17 protein-coding genes are annotated in these 16,539 nt (G+C 69.1%); 8 read left to right on the forward strand and 9 right to left on the reverse strand.

Annotation, left to right across the window (positions count from 1 at the left end; translation table 11 throughout):
* Nucleotides 1-33: 33 nt before the first annotated feature.
* Nucleotides 34-858, reverse strand: a complete 825-nt coding sequence (locus tag NGM07_RS20690) for a phosphosulfolactate synthase (protein ID WP_253520872.1) — start codon at nt 856-858, stop codon at nt 34-36.
* 523 nt (nt 859-1,381) lie between these two features.
* Between NGM07_RS20690 and hflX the strand changes: the two genes are divergently transcribed.
* On the forward strand, nt 1,382-2,668 hold the full coding sequence (gene hflX / locus NGM07_RS20695) for a GTPase HflX (protein WP_253520875.1): 1,287 nt from the start codon (nt 1,382-1,384) through the stop codon (nt 2,666-2,668).
* Nucleotides 2,669-2,708: 40 nt separating this feature from the next.
* Here the strand turns inward: hflX and NGM07_RS20700 are convergent, their stop codons facing one another.
* Entirely contained in the window at nt 2,709-4,091 is a 1,383-nt protein-coding gene (locus tag NGM07_RS20700; RefSeq protein ID WP_253520877.1) for a glycerate kinase type-2 family protein, read from the reverse strand.
* An 88-nt stretch (nt 4,092-4,179) separates the two neighbouring features.
* Nucleotides 4,180-4,422: a hypothetical protein gene (locus NGM07_RS20705; RefSeq protein ID WP_253520879.1), complete on the reverse strand. Its 243-nt coding sequence runs from the start codon at nt 4,420-4,422 to the stop codon at nt 4,180-4,182.
* A 176-nt stretch (nt 4,423-4,598) separates the two neighbouring features.
* On the opposite strand from NGM07_RS20705, the gene NGM07_RS20710 reads away from it, so the two are divergent.
* From NGM07_RS20710 to NGM07_RS20725, 4 genes are all read left to right on the forward strand, one after another.
* Nucleotides 4,599-5,030, forward strand: a complete 432-nt coding sequence (locus NGM07_RS20710; protein WP_382195496.1) for a thiamine-binding protein — start codon at nt 4,599-4,601, stop codon at nt 5,028-5,030.
* A gap of 2 nt (nt 5,031-5,032) precedes the next feature.
* A complete protein-coding gene (gene rtcA / locus NGM07_RS20715; RefSeq protein WP_253520882.1) occupies nt 5,033-6,079 on the forward strand; it encodes an RNA 3'-terminal phosphate cyclase in 1,047 nt (348 codons plus the stop codon).
* A gap of 129 nt (nt 6,080-6,208) precedes the next feature.
* Nucleotides 6,209-6,448 carry a HalOD1 output domain-containing protein gene (locus NGM07_RS20720; protein WP_253520884.1) on the forward strand — a complete coding sequence of 80 codons (240 nt, stop codon included), beginning with the start codon at nt 6,209-6,211 and terminating at the stop codon, nt 6,446-6,448.
* Between the two features lie 61 nt (nt 6,449-6,509).
* A complete protein-coding gene (locus NGM07_RS20725) occupies nt 6,510-7,133 on the forward strand; it encodes a plastocyanin/azurin family copper-binding protein (protein ID WP_253520887.1) in 624 nt (207 codons plus the stop codon).
* Nucleotides 7,134-7,145: 12 nt separating this feature from the next.
* Here the strand turns inward: NGM07_RS20725 and NGM07_RS20730 are convergent, their stop codons facing one another.
* Together NGM07_RS20730 and NGM07_RS20735 are read right to left on the reverse strand one after the other, a co-directional pair.
* Nucleotides 7,146-7,646 (reverse strand): hypothetical protein, encoded by a 501-nt coding sequence (locus tag NGM07_RS20730; protein WP_253520890.1) that lies wholly within the window; start codon nt 7,644-7,646, stop codon nt 7,146-7,148.
* Between the two features lie 127 nt (nt 7,647-7,773).
* Nucleotides 7,774-8,118, reverse strand: coding sequence for a KTSC domain-containing protein (locus NGM07_RS20735; protein WP_253520892.1), 345 nt, complete (start codon nt 8,116-8,118; stop codon nt 7,774-7,776).
* Between the two features lie 137 nt (nt 8,119-8,255).
* Here NGM07_RS20735 and NGM07_RS20740 point away from each other — a divergent pair, with 137 nt between their 5' ends.
* The 3 genes from NGM07_RS20740 to NGM07_RS20750 all read left to right on the forward strand — a co-directional run bounded on the left by NGM07_RS20740 (nt 8,256) and on the right by NGM07_RS20750 (nt 10,578).
* A complete protein-coding gene (locus tag NGM07_RS20740; protein WP_253520894.1) occupies nt 8,256-9,200 on the forward strand; it encodes a M48 family metallopeptidase in 945 nt (314 codons plus the stop codon).
* 208 nt (nt 9,201-9,408) lie between these two features.
* A complete protein-coding gene (locus tag NGM07_RS20745; protein WP_253521190.1) occupies nt 9,409-10,230 on the forward strand; it encodes an ABC transporter ATP-binding protein in 822 nt (273 codons plus the stop codon).
* Between the two features lie 138 nt (nt 10,231-10,368).
* A complete protein-coding gene (locus NGM07_RS20750) occupies nt 10,369-10,578 on the forward strand; it encodes a hypothetical protein (RefSeq protein ID WP_253520897.1) in 210 nt (69 codons plus the stop codon).
* A gap of 185 nt (nt 10,579-10,763) precedes the next feature.
* Here the strand turns inward: NGM07_RS20750 and NGM07_RS20755 are convergent, their stop codons facing one another.
* From NGM07_RS20755 to NGM07_RS20770, 4 genes are all read right to left on the reverse strand, one after another.
* Nucleotides 10,764-11,864: a FecCD family ABC transporter permease gene (locus tag NGM07_RS20755; RefSeq protein WP_253520900.1), complete on the reverse strand. Its 1,101-nt coding sequence runs from the start codon at nt 11,862-11,864 to the stop codon at nt 10,764-10,766.
* A 4-nt stretch (nt 11,865-11,868) separates the two neighbouring features.
* Nucleotides 11,869-13,074 carry an ABC transporter substrate-binding protein gene (locus NGM07_RS20760; RefSeq protein WP_253520903.1) on the reverse strand — a complete coding sequence of 402 codons (1,206 nt, stop codon included), beginning with the start codon at nt 13,072-13,074 and terminating at the stop codon, nt 11,869-11,871.
* A gap of 198 nt (nt 13,075-13,272) precedes the next feature.
* Nucleotides 13,273-15,120: an IucA/IucC family protein gene (locus NGM07_RS20765; protein WP_253520905.1), complete on the reverse strand. Its 1,848-nt coding sequence runs from the start codon at nt 15,118-15,120 to the stop codon at nt 13,273-13,275.
* Nucleotides 15,117-16,538 carry a lysine N(6)-hydroxylase/L-ornithine N(5)-oxygenase family protein gene (locus NGM07_RS20770; RefSeq protein WP_253521191.1) on the reverse strand — a complete coding sequence of 474 codons (1,422 nt, stop codon included), beginning with the start codon at nt 16,536-16,538 and terminating at the stop codon, nt 15,117-15,119. The genes NGM07_RS20765 and NGM07_RS20770 overlap by 4 nt, the downstream gene beginning before the upstream one ends.
* Between the last annotated feature and the right edge of the window lies 1 nt (nt 16,539).

Raw genomic sequence — 16,539 nt, forward strand, 5'->3', positions numbered from 1 at the left:
GTCTTCGCCGGCGTCCTCTGGCGTCCTCCGGCGTCACTCCCGACTGTACGTGACGGTCCGGCCCCAACTGCTGATCTTGCCCCAGAGGCCCGAGCGCATGCACTCGAGTTCGACGATCTGGGAGTTGTCGACGAACAGGTTGACGTTCGGCCCGAAGTTCTTGATGTACCACTCGAACATCTCCGGGCCGGGCGCCTCGAACACCAGGTTCTCGATGCCCAGTTCGTTTGCAATCTGGTAGGCGACGTCGGTGCGCCACTCCTTGACCTCCTCGGTGATACCCTCGGCTTCGACCATCAGCAGGTCGGCGCCCGCCTCCAGGTGGCGCCTGCCCTCTTCGATGGCCTGCTCGGGGCTCTGCTGGCCGCCGCGCTCCAGTTCCTCGGGGTCGGAGGCGCCGCCCGCGCCGAACTGGACGTTGATTTCGGGTTTGGGTTTGACGTCGTACTCCTGGACCATCTCGGTCAGCGCCACCATGTCGTCGGTGCCGGTCGCGAGGAACCCGCTGGAGATCTCGACGATATCGAAACCGAGGTTCTCCGCCTCCTCGACGTACCGCTCGACCTTGTCGTGGTCGCGGACGAGGACGTTCTCGATGAACCCGCCGGTCGACACGCGCACGTCGTGTTCGTGGCAGACGTCGATGAGTTCGCGGACGGCGTCCTCGGGCATCAGCGCGAACGATCCGCCGCTGAACTTGTAGATGTCGACGTACCGGCCCATCGTTTCGAGGATGTCGCGCAGTTCCCTCGGCCCCATCGGGTCGTAGTACGGCCCGCGAATCTCGGTGATTCCCTTCTCTCTCGGTTTCTCGGGTCGGTCGTTGTGGTGCAGGAAGTCGAATGCTCTGTCTGCCATGGAAACCCTCGACCGGGCTACGACGAACTGGTACAAAGGCGTTTGGCGGTCCCGGGAACCCTCGACGGCCGGAAGTCGAGCCGGCCGTCGAGGGTTCCCGGGACCGCACGCCGACCGACGAGCGCGGTTCCGAACGACCCCAACGTTTATGATGAATACCGAACAATTCAGGGTCAGGTCGTATGGAGACCGTTTTCTGCTTCCGTTGACCGGGTTCGCGTCCGCGGCGACGAGTCGGCCGTGAGTCGGTCGGTACCGTGCCGCCGATAGAGCGTATTTCGCGCAGCGCCGGCGTTCTACACTCGGCGAAGCGCCGCGTTCGCTCGCGGGCACCCCGCCCGCGAGCGACGACTCGCTCACCTCGGACGACTCGCCCGCGGGCGCAATCCGGTCCGGTCGTCGTTTCGGTCGCGCGAACGCGCCGTCCGCCGCGAGGTCGTCGACCTCGCGGCGGACGGCGCGTTCGCTTCGTTTGGATTCGGTCGGGGCAGCGACGAGCAGACGCCACCACTCACACATCACGATGCAATCAACAGACGCAGTACTCGCAAAGCGGGCCGACGACGGCCCGGCGGACACCGACGAAATCCGGGCGCTCGCCGAGGCGGCGGGCTACTCGGTCGTCGGCGAAGTGACCCAGACCCGCGCCGAACACCCCGGTCTCCAGTTCGGACCCGGAAAGGCCGACGAACTGGCGGCGACCGTCGCCGCGACCGGTGCCACGACGGTCGTGTTCGACAACGAACTCACGCCGACCCAGACGTGCGAACTCGCCGCGCGGTGTCCCGACGGCACTGCGGTCGTCGACCGCTACCGCCTCGTCCTCGACATCTTCGAGGAGCAAGCCGGGAGCAAACGGGCGACGCTCCAGGCAGAGCGCGCCAAACTGGCGTGGGACCTCCCGCGCATCCGGGAGTCCGACGACGAGCAGGCGATGAACCGCTTCACCGAGTCGGGGACGCGCTACTACGACGTTCGGGACCGCATCGACGAACTCACCCGCAAACTGGACGACCTCGCCGACGACGCCGCGGCCCGTCGCGAGCGCAGGCGGGAGGAAGGCTTCGAGTTCGTCGCGCTGGTCGGCTACACCAACGCCGGAAAGTCGACGCTGTTGCACCGCCTCGCCGACGACCTCGACTTCGCCGAACGCGAGGCCGACCACGCCGACTTCTCGGCCACCGCCGAAATCGAGGACCGACTGTTCAAGACGCTCGAAACCACGACCCGGCGGGCGACCGTCGGCGGCCACCGGACGCTGGCGACCGACACCGTGGGGTTCGTCGACGACGTGCCCACCGAACTGGTCGAGTCGTTCCACGGGACGCTCTCGGCGACCCACGACGCCGACTGCGTCGCGCTGGTCGTCGACGCCGCCGACCCGCCGGCCGAACTCCGCCGAAAGCTCGAAACCTGCCTCGACCTCCTCGGCGACGAGGGAGCGGCTCCGGAGAACGCCCTCACGGTCTTCAACAAGGTCGACCTGCTCGACGCCGACGAACTCCGGGCCAGGGCCGACGCCGTCGCCGACCTCGCGCCCGACCCCGTGGCGGTCAGCGCGACCGAGGGCGACGGACTCGACGCCCTCCGGGACCGAATCGCGACAGTGCTCCCCGACCTCCGGGAGGCGACCCTCGAACTGCCGAACGACGGCGAGGCGATGAGTCTCGTGTCGTGGCTCTACGACCGCGCCGACGTCGAGGACGTGACCTACGCCGACGACGTCGTGCGAATCGAGTTCGCGGGCGAGGCGTCGGTGGTCGAGCGAGCGGAGGCGAAAGCCGCGGGACTCCGTTCCTCGGCCCGCTGACGCTCGCGCCCGGCCGACCTTTCGGGGGACGTGCCGCTCGTCACCCGTCGTGCTCGGCCTCGACCACCAGCACCCGCAGGTCGTCGACGTTCGTCCCGGTCGGGCCGGTCCGAATCGGACACCCCGCGTCGGCCAGCGCCGAGAGCGCGTCGTTGTCGGCGAGCGCCGCGCGCGCGGCGCCCGCCGACAACGACATGCCGTCCGAGTCGATTCGCCCGCCGACCGTTCCGGCGTCGACTATCGCGCCCGCGACGTCGGTTCCGCCGTCCCGTCCGTCGGTGTCGACGCTGGCGAGGACGACCTCGCCGACGCCGAGTTCGAGCGCGGCAGAGAGTGCGAACTCCAGGTTGGGGCCGCCCTCCCCGTCGCCACGGACCGTCACCGTGGTTTCGCCGCCCGAGAGGACGACCGCGGGCGGTTCGACCGGGTCGCCGGTGGCCAGCGACTCCTCGGCCACGGCGACGTGGGTCTTCGCGGCCTCGCGGGCCTCCCCGCGAATCCGCGAGGAGAGTATTAGGGACGCGTAACTGCGCTCGCTGGCGACGTCGGCCGCGGCGTCGAGCGCCGTCTTCCCGTCGGCGAGAACGTGGACCGCGACGCGCTCGAACGCTCGGTCGTCCGGCTTCGGCGTTTCCGCGACTTCGCCGCGGTGCCCGCGGCGAAGTCGGTCGCGCGCGGCGGCGGGTGCGTCGACGTCGTAGCGGTCGAGCACGTCCAGCGCGTCGGCGAAGGTCGTCTCGTCGGGCGAGAGCGGCCCGCTGGCGATGGTCCCGAGGTCGTTCCCCACCACGTCGCTCAGCGCGACACCGACGACCGTCGCCGGCGCGGCGCGCGCGGCGAGTCGGCCGCCCTTCAGTGCCGAGAGGTGCTTTCGGACCGCGTTGACCTCGTCGATGGTCGCACCGCTCTCCAGCAGGTCGGCGGTGGTCGCCCGCAGGTCGGCCAGCGAGACGCCCTCGGCGGGCGCGGGCAACAGCGCGCTCCCGCCGCCCGTGATGGCGGCCAGCACCAGCGTCTCCTCGTCGGCGTCGTCGGCGAGTTCGAGGACGCGGCGCGCGCTCGCGACGCCGCGCTCGCTCGGAATCGGGTGGTCGCCTTCCAGCACCTCGATTCGGTTGCAGTCGCGAGCGTCGGCCGAGTCGGCGTCGTCGACCGCGACCGCGCCGCGGTCGACGCGGTCGCCGAGGAGCGCTTCGAGTTCGGCCGCCACGCCGGCGGCGGCCTTGCCGCCGCCGAGAACGACGACCGACTCGTAGTCGCCGAGGTCGTACGCCTCGCCCGCGACGGTCAGCGTCTCATCCGCGAGCGAGACGCTCGCGGCGACGACCGTTCGGGGCCGGGCCGCGGCGACGCCCGCCTCGACGCACGCCAGCGCGAGGTCGCGGGCCGGCGTCGTCGCGAGGTCCTCGCGGTTTCGTATCACGGTCGACGGTTCGGACGGAGCGACGAAAAAGTCTCGTGCCGGACCGGCGCCGCGAACCCGCCACGGCGGCGGTCCGGCGTCGGCGCGGCTACAGGAAGCGACTGTAACCGCAGTCGCTGCACTCGAGTCTATCGTTCTGCCGGGCGAGCACGCCCACCGCGCACCTCGGACACGGCCCCATCACGAGGTGGTCGTTCCGCTCGCCGTCGATCTGGACGGCCCGCCGGAGCCACGCCACCTCCGACTCCAGGCGGTCGACTCGCGACTCCAGTTCCCGGAGGTAGCTCTCGCGGCGCTCCTCGCGGTTTCGGATTACCCTCCGTCTGCTCATCGTGGTTTCCCCGGACGGGGTACGCGTCCGGTCGTAGTAACCGTTGCTCCGGAGTCCAGGCTGAGAGGGTCGCGCGACCTTCGCGGCCGGGGGACGGCCTGTCAGTCCGACTCTCTGTCGCGCCCCCGAAAAAAGCCCTTTACCGACCGTCGGCGTACGGCTTCCGGAGAGGGACCATGACCGCCATCGCACGACTCGAAGTGATTCCGACCCGCGAGCGGGGGATGTCCGACGCCGTCGCCCGAGCGGTCGAGGCGCTCGACCGCTTCGACGTGACCTACGAGACCACGGCGACCGACACCGTCATCGAGGCCGACGACGCGAGCGAAGTGTTCGCCGCCGCCGAGGCCGCCCACCGGGCGGTCGACGACCGGCGCGTCGTCACCTCGCTGGAGATCGACGACGACCGGAGCCGACGACGGCGGAGCGACGACCGGGTCGAAGCGGTCGAACGCCGCCTCGGTCGACCCGCGCGCCGCGAGCGCGAAGCGCACGTCACGGCGCGCCAACGGGAGGCGACCGGCGGCGAGCGGTGGGTCGCGGACGACGCTCCGAACGCGACCAGCGGGTCCCGGTACCTTCAAGCGGTCGGCCGGTCGAACCGCTGAGGATGGACGACGGCGAGACCGAATCCCTGCTCGAACTCGACGGGTCGGCCGGCGGCGGCCAGCTCGTGCGGACGGCACTCACGCTCTCGGCGGCGACCAACACGCCGTTCCGGATGATCGGGATTCGGGGTGCGCGGCCGAACCCCGGCCTCCGACACCAGCACCTCGCGGCGGTTCGCGCGGTCGCGAGCGTCTGCGGGGCGACCGTCGACGGCGCCGAACTCGGCTCCGAGACGCTGACGTTCCGGCCGGATCGCCTCGCCGGCGGGCGCCACGAGATCGAGGTCGGCACCGCCGGAAGCGTGTCGCTGGTGTTCGACGCGGTGGTGCCGCTGGCGCTCGCCCTCGACGCGCCGGTCGGACTGACCGCGCGCGGGGGCACCGACGTGAAGTGGTCGCCGCCGATGCCGTACTACCGCCGGGTGAAACTCCCGCTACTCCGGCAGTGGGGCCTCCACGCCGCGGTCGACCTGGCGGAGACGGGCTACTATCCCGCGGGCGGAGGCGAGGCGACGCTCTGGCTCGCACCGTCGTCGCCGCCTCCGCTCGAACTGACCGAGCGCGGGTCGCTCGACGGGGCGCGAGTCCACGCGAAGGCCTCGGCCGATCTCGCCGACCGGGGCGTCGCGGACCGACTGGCCGACGCCGCCGTCGAGCGACTCGAAGCCGAGTCGTCGTCGGAGCTATCAGTCGGCGAGCGAACGACCGCAGCCGTCGAGACGGCGTCGCCCGGCGCGGGCGTGACGGTCGCGCTCGACTTCGCGGAGACGACCGCGGGGTTCGACGCGCTCGGCGAGCGGGGAAGGCCCGCCGCGGCGGTCGGCCGGGAGGCCGCCGACGCCGCGCTGGCGTTTCTGGACGAAACCGAGGCGGCGGTCGACGCCCACTTGGCCGACCAACTCGTGGTCCTGCTTGCGCTGGCCGGCGGGCTCGCGACGATTCCGCGGGTCACCGACCACGTCGAGACGAGCCTCGACCTCGTGGCGGCGTTCGACCGACCGGTGACGCTGGACGACGGCGACCCATCCCGACTCCGACGGGAGCGATAGCGTCTCCGACTGCTTCGACTGCTTCGAGCGCATCGGGCCGTGCCTCCCGAGTCCTACGTGAACGTGTCTCGTGGAACGTTTATTGTCGACGGGTGCAGAGTAGCCGACGTGAGCGGTGTCGTGTCACGTATGGAAACCTACTTGGAAGGCGCGAGTTGGACCGTCGTCGAGCGCGTCGCGGCGGCCGAAGGCGTCGAGCCGACAGAGCTGACCCCGCCGCTCGGAACCGTCCTCGACCCGGAGGCGCTGGACGAACTCGTCGCGTCGCTTCCCGACTCGACCGACCCGGCGGTCACCTTCGACTACGCCGGATACGAGGTGGCCGTGGCGGCCGACGGGAGCGTTAGCGTCACGCCTCGCGACTCGTAAGCCGACCGTAACTCCCGACGCGGGCAAAGCCGTTATTCCGCCGCCGCCGCTAGCGGACGGTATGAAGCGACGCACGTTTCTCGAAGCGACCGGCGTAGCGACGGTGGGGGCGCTCGCGGGTTGTACCGCTCCGGGACAGTCGCCCGGCGAAACCGGAACGACCGGTGAAACCGGAACGACCGCGACCGCTGACGGGAACGAAACCGTGGGGGGAACGGAGACGGGAACCGCGACGGGGACGCAGACGACTCAGGGTGGTGGCGGCGGAGGCGGCACGACGAACACCGTCAGGATGGTTTCGCAGGGGAGCAACTACTACTTCGACCCTATCGGCCTGTTCGTGGAACCGGGGACCACCGTCTCGTTCGTCATCGAGAGCGGAGCCCACTCCTCGACGGCGTACCACCAGAGCATCGACTCGGCGTCGGTGACCCGGATTCCCGACGGCGCCGAACCGTGGGACAGCGGCACTCTCACCGGGAAGGGGTCGTCGTTCGACCACACCTTCCAGACGACCGGCACCTACGACTACTTCTGCATCCCGCACAAGACGCTGGGGATGGTCGGCCGCATCGTCTGCGGCGAACCCGGCGGCGTCGAGGGGAACCCGCCCGACGGGAACGTCCCGTCGGAGCAGACCATCGTCCAGCAGGGAGCCGTCTCCTACTCGGAGTTCAGCGGGTAGGCCGACGCCGCGTCAGTCGTCGCCCGGCGGGTCTTCAGGGCAGTACGCCAGCGTCGAACCCGTTCCGGAGTCGATGCCCCACTCGGAAACCGCGACCTCGGTGCCCGAGTGGTTACAGTCGAACGTCGACCGCGACAGTTCGACCATCTCCAGTCGGTTGGCGTGCGCGACCGTCACCGTGTAGTTCGCCTCGTAGGTGAGCCGTCCCGCGACCACCGCGCCCGGGGCGAGTTCGTACGCGCGCTCGATGACGACCGCGCCCTCGCGCTCGACGCGCACCGTCACGACGACCGACTCGGATTCGTCGTTGCGAATCCGGAGTCCGTGCGGGCGCTCGTTCGGTTCGAGATTGTCGAGCGACGTGTACTGCGCGACCGTCTCGTTCGCGACGTACGTCGTCTCGGACGCCGGCGGTCGCGACGCGGTGGGCGCGGCGCAACCGGCGACGAGGAGACACGCGACGACGGCGATACCGGCGAAACCTCGGCGCGAGAGGGGAGGGCGGCGAAGCATACTCCCGGCGTGATGGCCGGTCCCGATAGCGTTTCCGAATCGCTCGTCCCTCCGACCGGCGTCGCGGCGGAGTTCGGGTAGTCACCGTGACCTAACCTGACCGTGACGGTCCCCGGAACGCCCACCGTCACCGAACTCGACGGTAGTCGTACTTCCCGCGGAGGTTTTCGTGGAAGTACCCGCCGTGGGAGCGCGCGCCGACGAACTCCTCGTACGTCTCCTGGGCGACGTCGAAGTAGCGGTAGACGCCGCCGCTCTGGAACTCGATTTCGAGCGTCTCGTCGTCGCGGTCGTACCCGATGCTCCGGACGCTACTGGAGGTGACCGGCACGCGCGTCTCGGCTACGTACCGGAGTTCGTCGTAGGGAACGTAGCCCACGATTCGGTCGTCGTAGAAGCAGACCAGACCCTCGCCGCCCTCTTCGACTTCGTCGCACTCGATTCGCTCGCCGTCGGCCGTGACAGCTTCCATGCCGACCGGAGACGACGTACCGGCCACTCAATCCATCGGCCGAATCGCGTCGCCGAAACCGACCGGGAAACGGCTTCGGGTCGGTCGCGAACGACCGACCCGAAGCCGTTTCTTGGTTCGGGACCGAACGTGAGCGCATGTGCAGTGTCGGAGCGCGCGCCCTGATGGTCGTGGTCGGAGCGGCGTCGCTGGTGCTGTACGGCGTCGCCGCGCTCCTCGCCGCCGAGTTTCTCGCGTCGCTCTGGCGCGCCCGCCGGGACCTGGTCACCGTCGCCGTCCTGACCGTCGCGTTGACGATGGCGTTCAGTTACGTGAGCTACCGGTTCGGGACCGGCCAACTGCTGGCGCGACTCGGCGCGACCGAACTGCCGCGGGGTCGCGCACCGGAGGTCTACCGGCGGCTCGACCGGCTCAGCGAGTCGATGGGCGTCTCGCCGCCGACGCTCGCCGTCGCCCGGATGCCGGTCCCGAACGCGATGGCGCTCGGGAGCACGAACCGGGGGTTCGTGGTGCTCGACCGGGCGCTGTTCCGACTGCTGACCGCCGACGAACTCGAAACCATCCTCGCCCACGAACTCTCGCACCTCGAGAGCAACGACAGTCTGGTTCAGACGCTGGCGTACAGCCTGGGTCAGTCGCTGGTCTGGCCGCTGGTACTGATTTCGCTCCCGGCGGTCCTGCTCGGAGTCGGAGTCGCCCGCGCGCGAGCGTGGCTCGGCGGTCGCCCGGCCGACCGGGCGACCGCGCCGCTGGCGGAGTTCCACCGGCGCGTCGGGCAGGTCGTCGTGCTCGGCCTGTCGGCGTTCACCCTGCTGTTGCTCGCCCACTCGCGGCGCCGGGAGTTCGCGGCCGACGACCGCGCGGCGGCGGTGACGGGCAAGCCGCGTGCGCTGGTTTCGGCGCTCAGGAAGATAGAACGCGCGTCCCAGCCCCGACTCGGCCCGCTCTCGCCGCTGTACGTCCGGGGCGACGAGGAGGGCTGGCTCACCGAACTGCTCTCCTCGCACCCCGCGACCGACGAGCGCGTGCGACGACTGGAGGCCCGCGCGGAGCGGAACGCGACGAAGATAGACATTCGGTGAAACGCGAAACGCGCCCACTTCCGCCGAGCCTTTATAAACGCGACCGACCGAAGACACCAAGGCTTAAGATTAGGTCTGCCTAAACCGTGGAGTATGAGCGAGTGGCCGGGAGAACGACCGACCGACTGCGACCGGGACCGGAGGTTCCCGTCCCGTGTCGACTGACGCCGACCACGAGACCGAGGCCGAGGCCAAGACCGAGAGGGCGGTGCTCGGACACGGCGCGACCGACATCGGGGCCGACGGCGGCGAAACCGCGCTCCACGGCGAGTCGCTGGCGCTCTCGTACGGCGAAGCGGCCGAACCGGTGGTCGAGTGCGGGCGAATCGACCTCCCCGAGGGAGAGATCACGGCGCTGGTCGGGCCGAACGGCTCGGGCAAGTCGACCCTGCTGAAGGCGCTGTCGAACCACCTCGAACCCGACGACGGGTCTGTCGTGCTCGACGGACGCGAGATTCGGGAGTTCGGCGAGAAGGAACTCGCCCGACGGCTCGGCCTGCTGTCCCAGGAGAACGACGCGCCGGAGAGCATCACCGTCGAGGACCTGATCTACCACGGCCGCTACCCCCACCGCGGTTTCTTCGAGTCGGTGACCGACGCCGACCGCGAGGCGGTCGAGCGCGCCATCGAACTCGCCGGCGTCGACGACATCCGGGACGCCGAACTCGGCGAACTGAGCGGCGGGCAAAAACAGCTCGCTTGGATCGCGATGGTGTTCGCCCAGGAGACGGACGTACTCCTGCTCGACGAACCGACGACGTTCCTCGACCTCCACCACCAACTCCGCGTGATGGAGGTCGTCCGGTCGCTCAACGAGCGCGAGGGCGTCACGGTCGGGGTCGTCCTCCACGACATCGCCCAGGCCGCGCGGTTCGCCGACTACCTCGTCGCGCTCGACGACGGCGAGGTGTACGACTGGGGGCCGCCCCGGGAGGTCGTCACCGAGGAACTGCTCGCCGACGTGTTCGCGGTCGACGCGGCGGTCGAGTACACGCCCGACCCGGAAATCGTCCCGCGGCGCTCGCTGTAGGCCGGCGGTCGCCGCGACCGTCGTTTTTCGGTATCCGTTCCCGGCGCACGAACGAGAATCGCTTCGGACACGTTCTTCGATAATCGTACCAGAATCGCCTTTCCGTCAGGGCGAGACCGTTCGAACGAGGAAATTTAGATGAAAACGGTACGCGTACTCGTCGCCGCGACGGTCGTCCTGGCGCTCCTGGGAAGTGCGACTGGGGGAGTCGCAGTCGCCGACGGGGGCACCCCCGACGTCGATTGCGGCGGCCTCCACGAAGCCGACCAGCGAACCGACGGAACAGCGGCCGAGAGCACGGTGAACGAACACCACCACGAGTGCCACGAGGGCGAGTTCCCGAAGTAGCGACCGAGTCGACCCGCCGCACATTTTCCAGAAATCGACGCCCGCGCTACTCCTCGAACAGCGTCTCGCGAAGCGACCGCTCTCGTCCTCCAGGCTCCGCTCGCGTTCAATTCTCGATTCGGGCCTCGAAAAGATTCGCGTTGACGGGGCCGTCCCGTCGACGTCTTCGACGCGCTCGTTCGCCCTCAGAGGTTGCCGACCGCGCCCTTCTTGCGCATCAGGTAGAGGAAGTACGGCCCGCCGATGACGCCGGTGACGATGCCGACCGGAATCTGGGTGCTGAGCGCGAGTCGCGCGCCCACGTCGGCGAGGACGACGAGCGCCGGCCCCGCGAACACGCACCCGACGAGCACGCGCCGGTAGTCGCTCCCGACGACGGTCCGGACCATGTGGGGGACGACGAGGCCGACGAAGCCGACCAGTCCTGCGACGGCGACGCTCGCGGCCGCGAGGACGATGGCGACCGCCGAGACGCCGAATCGCACGTATTCGACCGACATGCCGAGGCTCTGGGCGGTGCGCTCGCCGAGCAGCAGGACGTTCAACTGCCGCGAGGAGAACAGCGCGATGGGGATGGTCAGCGCCGTCCACGGCGCGACGACCCGGACCTGCTCCCAGTCGACGCCCGTGAGCGACCCGGTCGTCCACGCGATGGCGCTCTGGACCGCGCCGAGGTCCTCGGCGAAGTAGAACACGCCGGTCTGGAGCGAGTTGAACACCGTGCTGACGATGACGCCCGCGAGCACGAGTCGCACCGGACTGGTGCCGCCCTGCCACGCGATGGCGTAGACGAGCAGGAACGCCGCCGTCCCGCCCAGCGCAGCCAGTAGCGGGATGTACGACGTCAGCCCGGTGAACACGACGAGCGCGAGCAGGATGGCCAGTCCCGCCCCGGAACTCACGCCGAGGACGTACGGACTCGCCAGTTCGTTCCGGGTGACCGCCTGGAATATCGCGCCCGACACCGCGAGGTTCGCGCCGACGAACGCCGCCACGAACACCCGCGGGAGCCGAATCGTCCAGACGACCAGGCTCTCGCGGCTCATCTCGGGCACCTCCGCGCCGAAGAGGAACGCCCGCCACGCCTGTGGGTCGAAGACGACCTGCGGGTCGAACACCGCGTGCCAGGCGGTCGCGAGGCTCATCGTGTACGTGCCGAAGCTGACCTGCACCAGGCCGGCGACCACGGTGATGGCAACGCTGGCGAGCGCCACGGTGACCAGCGAGCCGTCGAGCCAGCCGAGTCGACCCTCACGTCGCGCCGCGGTCGCGGTTTCTTCGGACACGGCTCTACGCGTCGCCCGACACGATGTCGGCGACACGCTTGCGGTCGTAGAGCTTCTTTCCGCTCGCGGCGTCGGGGTAGACCTGCTTGGCCGCGCGCTCGGTCACCACGAGGTTCGTGATGGGGCCTTGGTAGAGCGGACCGCCGCGGTAGACGTCGCCGTTCTTCACTGCGGTGAGCGCGCTCGCGGTCGGGTGGTCCTTCATGAACGAGACGACCGTGTTCTGGAACTCCTTGGCGGTCTGGGACTCGTGGCCCCGGCAGAGCAGCACGTCGGGGTCGATCTGCAGCAGCGTCTCGTAGTCGATCTTCCCGCGGCTGGAGTGGAAGTCCTTCACGTCAGTTTCGGCGAACGCGTCCCGGACCTTCAGGTCGCGCCACTGCTTGAAGCTGGTACCCTCGCCGATGAGGTACGGCGAGAACGACTCGGGCTGGTTGCCCGAGGCCCAGACGATGGCGACCCGCGGCCGGTCCTTCTTGGCCTTCGGGGGCAGTTTGGACACCTTCGACTGGAACTCGTCGTGGAGCGAGGCGAACTTCTCGTAGCGGTCGGTGCGCTGGAACACCTTCGAGAGCTTCTCGAAGGCCTCATACAGCGAGAGGTAGGGGTAGCCCTCGTGCCACTTGTAGCCGGTCGAGAAGATGCTGTTGCCGAAGAAGGGGCCGACCTTGTTCGATATCTCGTCGATGTCTTTCTGCTCCCAGCCCTTGAACCGGTTCATCAGGAAGTTGGGGTCGATGACGTGGACGTCGGCGTCGAGTTGGTAGAACACCTCCTTGCTCACCCCGTCGCTGTAGAGGTCGGTCATCTTGCTCTTGTCGACGGAGACGCCGGGAATCTCGTCGTAGTACTTGGTGTGGTACCGCGAGGTGAGCCAGACGCCCTTCGGCGGTTCGACGCCGAGCGCCACGCCCATGTCGGCCCAACTCCCGTTGTTCGCCACCCACTTCTTCGGCACCGAGTCGAAGGTGACCTTCCCGACCGGCGGCATCGAGACGGAGTACGACCCGCCGCTCTGGGTCGTCTCGCTCCCCTCGGTCGTGGCCTGGGTCGTCGCGTTCGCGGTGGTCGTGGAGTCCTGGGTGGTGGACTCGGTGGTCCCCTGGTTCCCTTCCCCGCCGGTACAGCCAGCCAGCAGCGCGCTGCCGACCGCAGCGCCGCCCACGAGGAATCGTCGCCGCGTCGAACTATCGTCGGATTTTCTGCTCATATGGTTTAGGGCAGCCTAAAAGCATATAATGGGTTCGGTTTAGGCCGGCCAAAATCGTCGCGGTCGAATCTCGGGGGTCGGCGCACATAAATCGCACGGACGACGGACGCCGGACCGACGACGGTAATACACGGACGACGGACCGATACGGACGCGACGGCGCGGGCGTGCCCGCGCCGTCGCGCCCACAGCGTGCGCCTACTCGTCTGCCACCTCGTGGAGTGCGTTCCGGACGGTGCCGTGTTCCGACGCGTGGGGCCGACCCTCGGCGTCGTCGTAACCGTAGTCGAACAGGCGGTTCCGGTTGAGCGCGAGCTTCGTGAACTCCGGCCGGAGCAGGTCGAACAGTTCGAAGCGGTCCTCCAGTTCGGGGAACCGCGCCTGGTAGGCGAGTATCGTCTCGCGGGCCTGCGTCCAGAACCGCTCCTCGTCGTAGCCGTGGTGGACTTCCAGCACGTCGGCGACGTACCGGAGGACGCAGACGAACAGCCCCGAGAAGATGAACTGACACAGCCCCTCCGGCGGCTCCTTCCGGAGCACGTCGTGGACCTCGTCCGGGAGCGCCTCCAGTTCGGGCAGCGGCCGGTCACTGACGTTCACGTCGTCGACGAAGTCCTTGACCGCGAGGCGACGAGGCGCGCCGTCGTCGTCGAGGACGAGCATCGCGTTCTGGCCGTGCGGGGAGAACACCGTCCCGTACTTGTAGAGGAAGTGCAGCAGCGGCGGGAGCACGACGTCGAAGAACTCCTCGAGCCACTCCTCGACGGTCAGTCCGGACTGCTCGACCAGTCGCGTGAGGTACGCCACGCCGTCGCCGTCGACGTGGGTCAGCGCCGCGAGAGTGACGACGCGCTCGTCGTCTTCGAGGAAGGTGTAGACGCTCTCGCGCCAGACCGCCCCGAGCAGTTCGAGGTACTGGTACGGCGCGCCGTCGATGGCGGCGAAGTCCTCGTGGTCGTAGTTGACGCCCGCGACCTCTCCGGGCAGAATCAGCCCCTGCTCCTGGAGGAACTCGTCGTCCTCGTAGATGCCCTTGACGTACTCGGTGACGGTCGGCGCGAGTTCGGTCCGCTCGCCGGGGAGCCCCCGCCAGACGAGCGTGTTGAGGATGCGCATCGGCAGTTTGACGTGGCGCTTGCGGTCGTGGTCGACGTTCACGAACGTCCGGACCGACTGTTGGGGGAGGTACTCGTCGGGTCCCTCGCCGAGCGGGACGATATCGTCGTTGGCGACGTCGCGCGGGAACAGCGGGACGACGCTGTTGTCCCACTGCCAGTCGTGAACCGGCACGAGGTAGTAGTTGTCGGGGTCCAGCCCCCGCGAGGCGAGTCGGTCGCGGAACGTCCCGTAGTGCTCGCCGAGTTCGTCTTCGATCAGCGAGTCGTGCGAGAGTCCGTCGACGGAGACGAACGTCGCCTGCTCGCGGCTGACGGCGACCCACGAGAGCGTCACGGGTTCCTTCTGCTCGGGCGCGTACGCCTTCGCGTCCTCGTAACCCCACCCGAGGCGGCCCTTGTTGTAGGTGAGCCACGGGTGACCGGTCATCTCGCCCTCCAGGTGGGCGTAGTCGAGGTCGGTCGGGTCGAAGTCCTCGCGGCGCCGCGAGCGCGCCTCCATCTGGGCGTCGGCGAGCAACGTCTTGTTGTACTCCCGGACGAGGTTGCCCGCGGTCAGGCCGTCGAGGTCGGTCGACCGCTCGAGGTCCCGGAGGAGCAGAATCGGGTCGGTCGCGGCCGCCCACTCGCCGCCGGCCGGCCGGCGCTCGACGGTTTCGCCGTGGACCCGATAGCTGTCCATCAGTCGCTCGGTCGCCTCGAACCGGTAGGTCGCGCCGTCGAGTTCGACGCGGTAGCGGGTGCGGTCCCGGTTTCCGTTTCCGTCCCCGTCTTCGTCGTCTTCGTCGCCGTCGCCACTGGCGACGGGAACGGGGTCGAGTATCTCCTCGTAGGCGAACTCCGCGAGCATCTTCGTCAGCAGCCGTCGGCTCACGGTGGTCCACACGTCCGGTGTCAGTGCGTCCTGCAGGTCTGGGTCGTTCGGGTTCATGGGTCGTCGGGGGAGAGCGAGTTCGGTTCGTCGACGCCGCGCCGGGAGGCCCCGGGCGCGCGCTCGACGTACTGTTCGACCGAGAAGTCCTGGAACACGGTGTCCTCGTCGGCGGGGTAGACCTCGCGGCCCAGCAGGCGGTTGACGATGCGGGCGTTCCGGAAACAGCCCAGGCCGAGGTCGGGCGCGCCCACGCCGTGGCTGTGGAGGTCGCCGTTCTGGACGAAGACGTCGCCCGCCAGGTCGGTCACGAGGCGGTAGTCCTCGGTCACGCGGTAGCGCCCCCGCTCGTCCCAGGAGATGCGGTCCTCGACGGGCGAGAGGAACGCCGGCGTCGGGCGACCGTAGCCCGTGCCGAGGACGACCGCGTCGGCGTCGAGCGAGAACGACTCGCGGGTCTGCCACTGCTCGCAGTCGAGGCGGTAGCGTCCCGCTATCGCCTCGATGTCGCCGACTTCCGTCATGGCGAAAAGACCCACATCGGGGTCGCGGTCGCCGACGGACCGTTCGTACAGCATGTCGTATATCGCCGCGCTGGTATCGGGGTCGATGCCCTTGTAGAGCAGGTCCTGGCCCGCCCGAATCTCGTCCTTGCGCTCGCGGGGCAGGTCGTAGAAGTACCGGGTGTACTCGGGCGCGAAGTGCTGGAGGCCGAGTTTCGAGTACTCCATCGGGAAGAACCCCGGCGAGCGGGTCAGCCAGTCGAGGCGGTAGCCGGCCTCCGGTTGGCGGTCCAGCAGGTCGAGGAACACCTCGGCGGCGCTCTGGCCCGACCCGACCACGGCGACCGAGTCGGCGTCGAGACACCGGTCGCGGCGGAACCGGTACTCGGCGGTGTGGAACACGTCCTCCTCGGGGTGGCCCCGGAGGGCCTCCGGAATCTGGGGACGACTGCCGACGCCGAGCGCGAGGTTCCGAGCGCGGTGGACGTACTCGGCGCCCGTCTCGGGGTCGCACGCGGTGACGACGAAGTGGTCGGCGTCACCGTCCCAGCGCACGTCCTCGACGCGCCGGCCGAACCGACAGCTTTCGAGCCGCTCGGCGACCCACCGGAGGTAGTCGTCGTACTCCTGGCGGGGAATCTGGAACGTCTCGTAGAAGTAGAACTCGTAGATTCGCCCGCGCTCGCGGAGGTAGTTGAGGAAACTGTGGGGGTTCGTCGGGTCGGCGAGCGTGACGAGGTCGGCGAGGAACGGCACTTCGAGCGTCGTCCCCTCGATGAGCATCCCTTCGTGCCACGCGAACTCGGCGTCCTGTTCGAGGAAGAGGGCGTCGACCGACCCGTCGGCGTCGCCCTCGACCGCTATTCCGTCGCCTGCCGCTCCGTCACCTCCCGTTCCGTCGACGGCCGTCTCGTCGACGCCGTCGAGCAGCGCCGCGAGTCCGAGGTTGAACGGACCGAGTCCGACGCCGAGCAGG

It is taken from the genome of Halorussus vallis (assembly GCF_024138165.1).
Classification (GTDB): Archaea; Halobacteriota; Halobacteria; order Halobacteriales; family Haladaptataceae; genus Halorussus; species Halorussus vallis.

What these genes read in the sequence shown, in the direction of transcription:
- NGM07_RS20730 (WP_253520890.1), bottom strand. Translation starts at nt 7,646, where the DNA reads ATGCTTCGCCGCCCTCCCCTCTCGCGCCGAGGTTTCGCCGGTATCGCC.
- NGM07_RS20710 (WP_382195496.1), top strand. Translation starts at nt 4,599, where the DNA reads ATGACCGCCATCGCACGACTCGAAGTGATTCCGACCCGCGAGCGGGGG.
- NGM07_RS20705 (WP_253520879.1), bottom strand. Translation starts at nt 4,422, where the DNA reads ATGAGCAGACGGAGGGTAATCCGAAACCGCGAGGAGCGCCGCGAGAGC.
- NGM07_RS20760 (WP_253520903.1), bottom strand. Translation starts at nt 13,074, where the DNA reads ATGAGCAGAAAATCCGACGATAGTTCGACGCGGCGACGATTCCTCGTG.
- rtcA (WP_253520882.1), top strand. Translation starts at nt 5,033, where the DNA reads ATGGACGACGGCGAGACCGAATCCCTGCTCGAACTCGACGGGTCGGCC.
- NGM07_RS20735 (WP_253520892.1), bottom strand. Translation starts at nt 8,118, where the DNA reads ATGGAAGCTGTCACGGCCGACGGCGAGCGAATCGAGTGCGACGAAGTC.
- NGM07_RS20690 (WP_253520872.1), bottom strand. Translation starts at nt 858, where the DNA reads ATGGCAGACAGAGCATTCGACTTCCTGCACCACAACGACCGACCCGAG.
- NGM07_RS20740 (WP_253520894.1), top strand. Translation starts at nt 8,256, where the DNA reads ATGTGCAGTGTCGGAGCGCGCGCCCTGATGGTCGTGGTCGGAGCGGCG.
- hflX (WP_253520875.1), top strand. Translation starts at nt 1,382, where the DNA reads ATGCAATCAACAGACGCAGTACTCGCAAAGCGGGCCGACGACGGCCCG.
- NGM07_RS20750 (WP_253520897.1), top strand. Translation starts at nt 10,369, where the DNA reads ATGAAAACGGTACGCGTACTCGTCGCCGCGACGGTCGTCCTGGCGCTC.
- NGM07_RS20725 (WP_253520887.1), top strand. Translation starts at nt 6,510, where the DNA reads ATGAAGCGACGCACGTTTCTCGAAGCGACCGGCGTAGCGACGGTGGGG.
- NGM07_RS20720 (WP_253520884.1), top strand. Translation starts at nt 6,209, where the DNA reads ATGGAAACCTACTTGGAAGGCGCGAGTTGGACCGTCGTCGAGCGCGTC.
- NGM07_RS20765 (WP_253520905.1), bottom strand. Translation starts at nt 15,120, where the DNA reads ATGAACCCGAACGACCCAGACCTGCAGGACGCACTGACACCGGACGTG.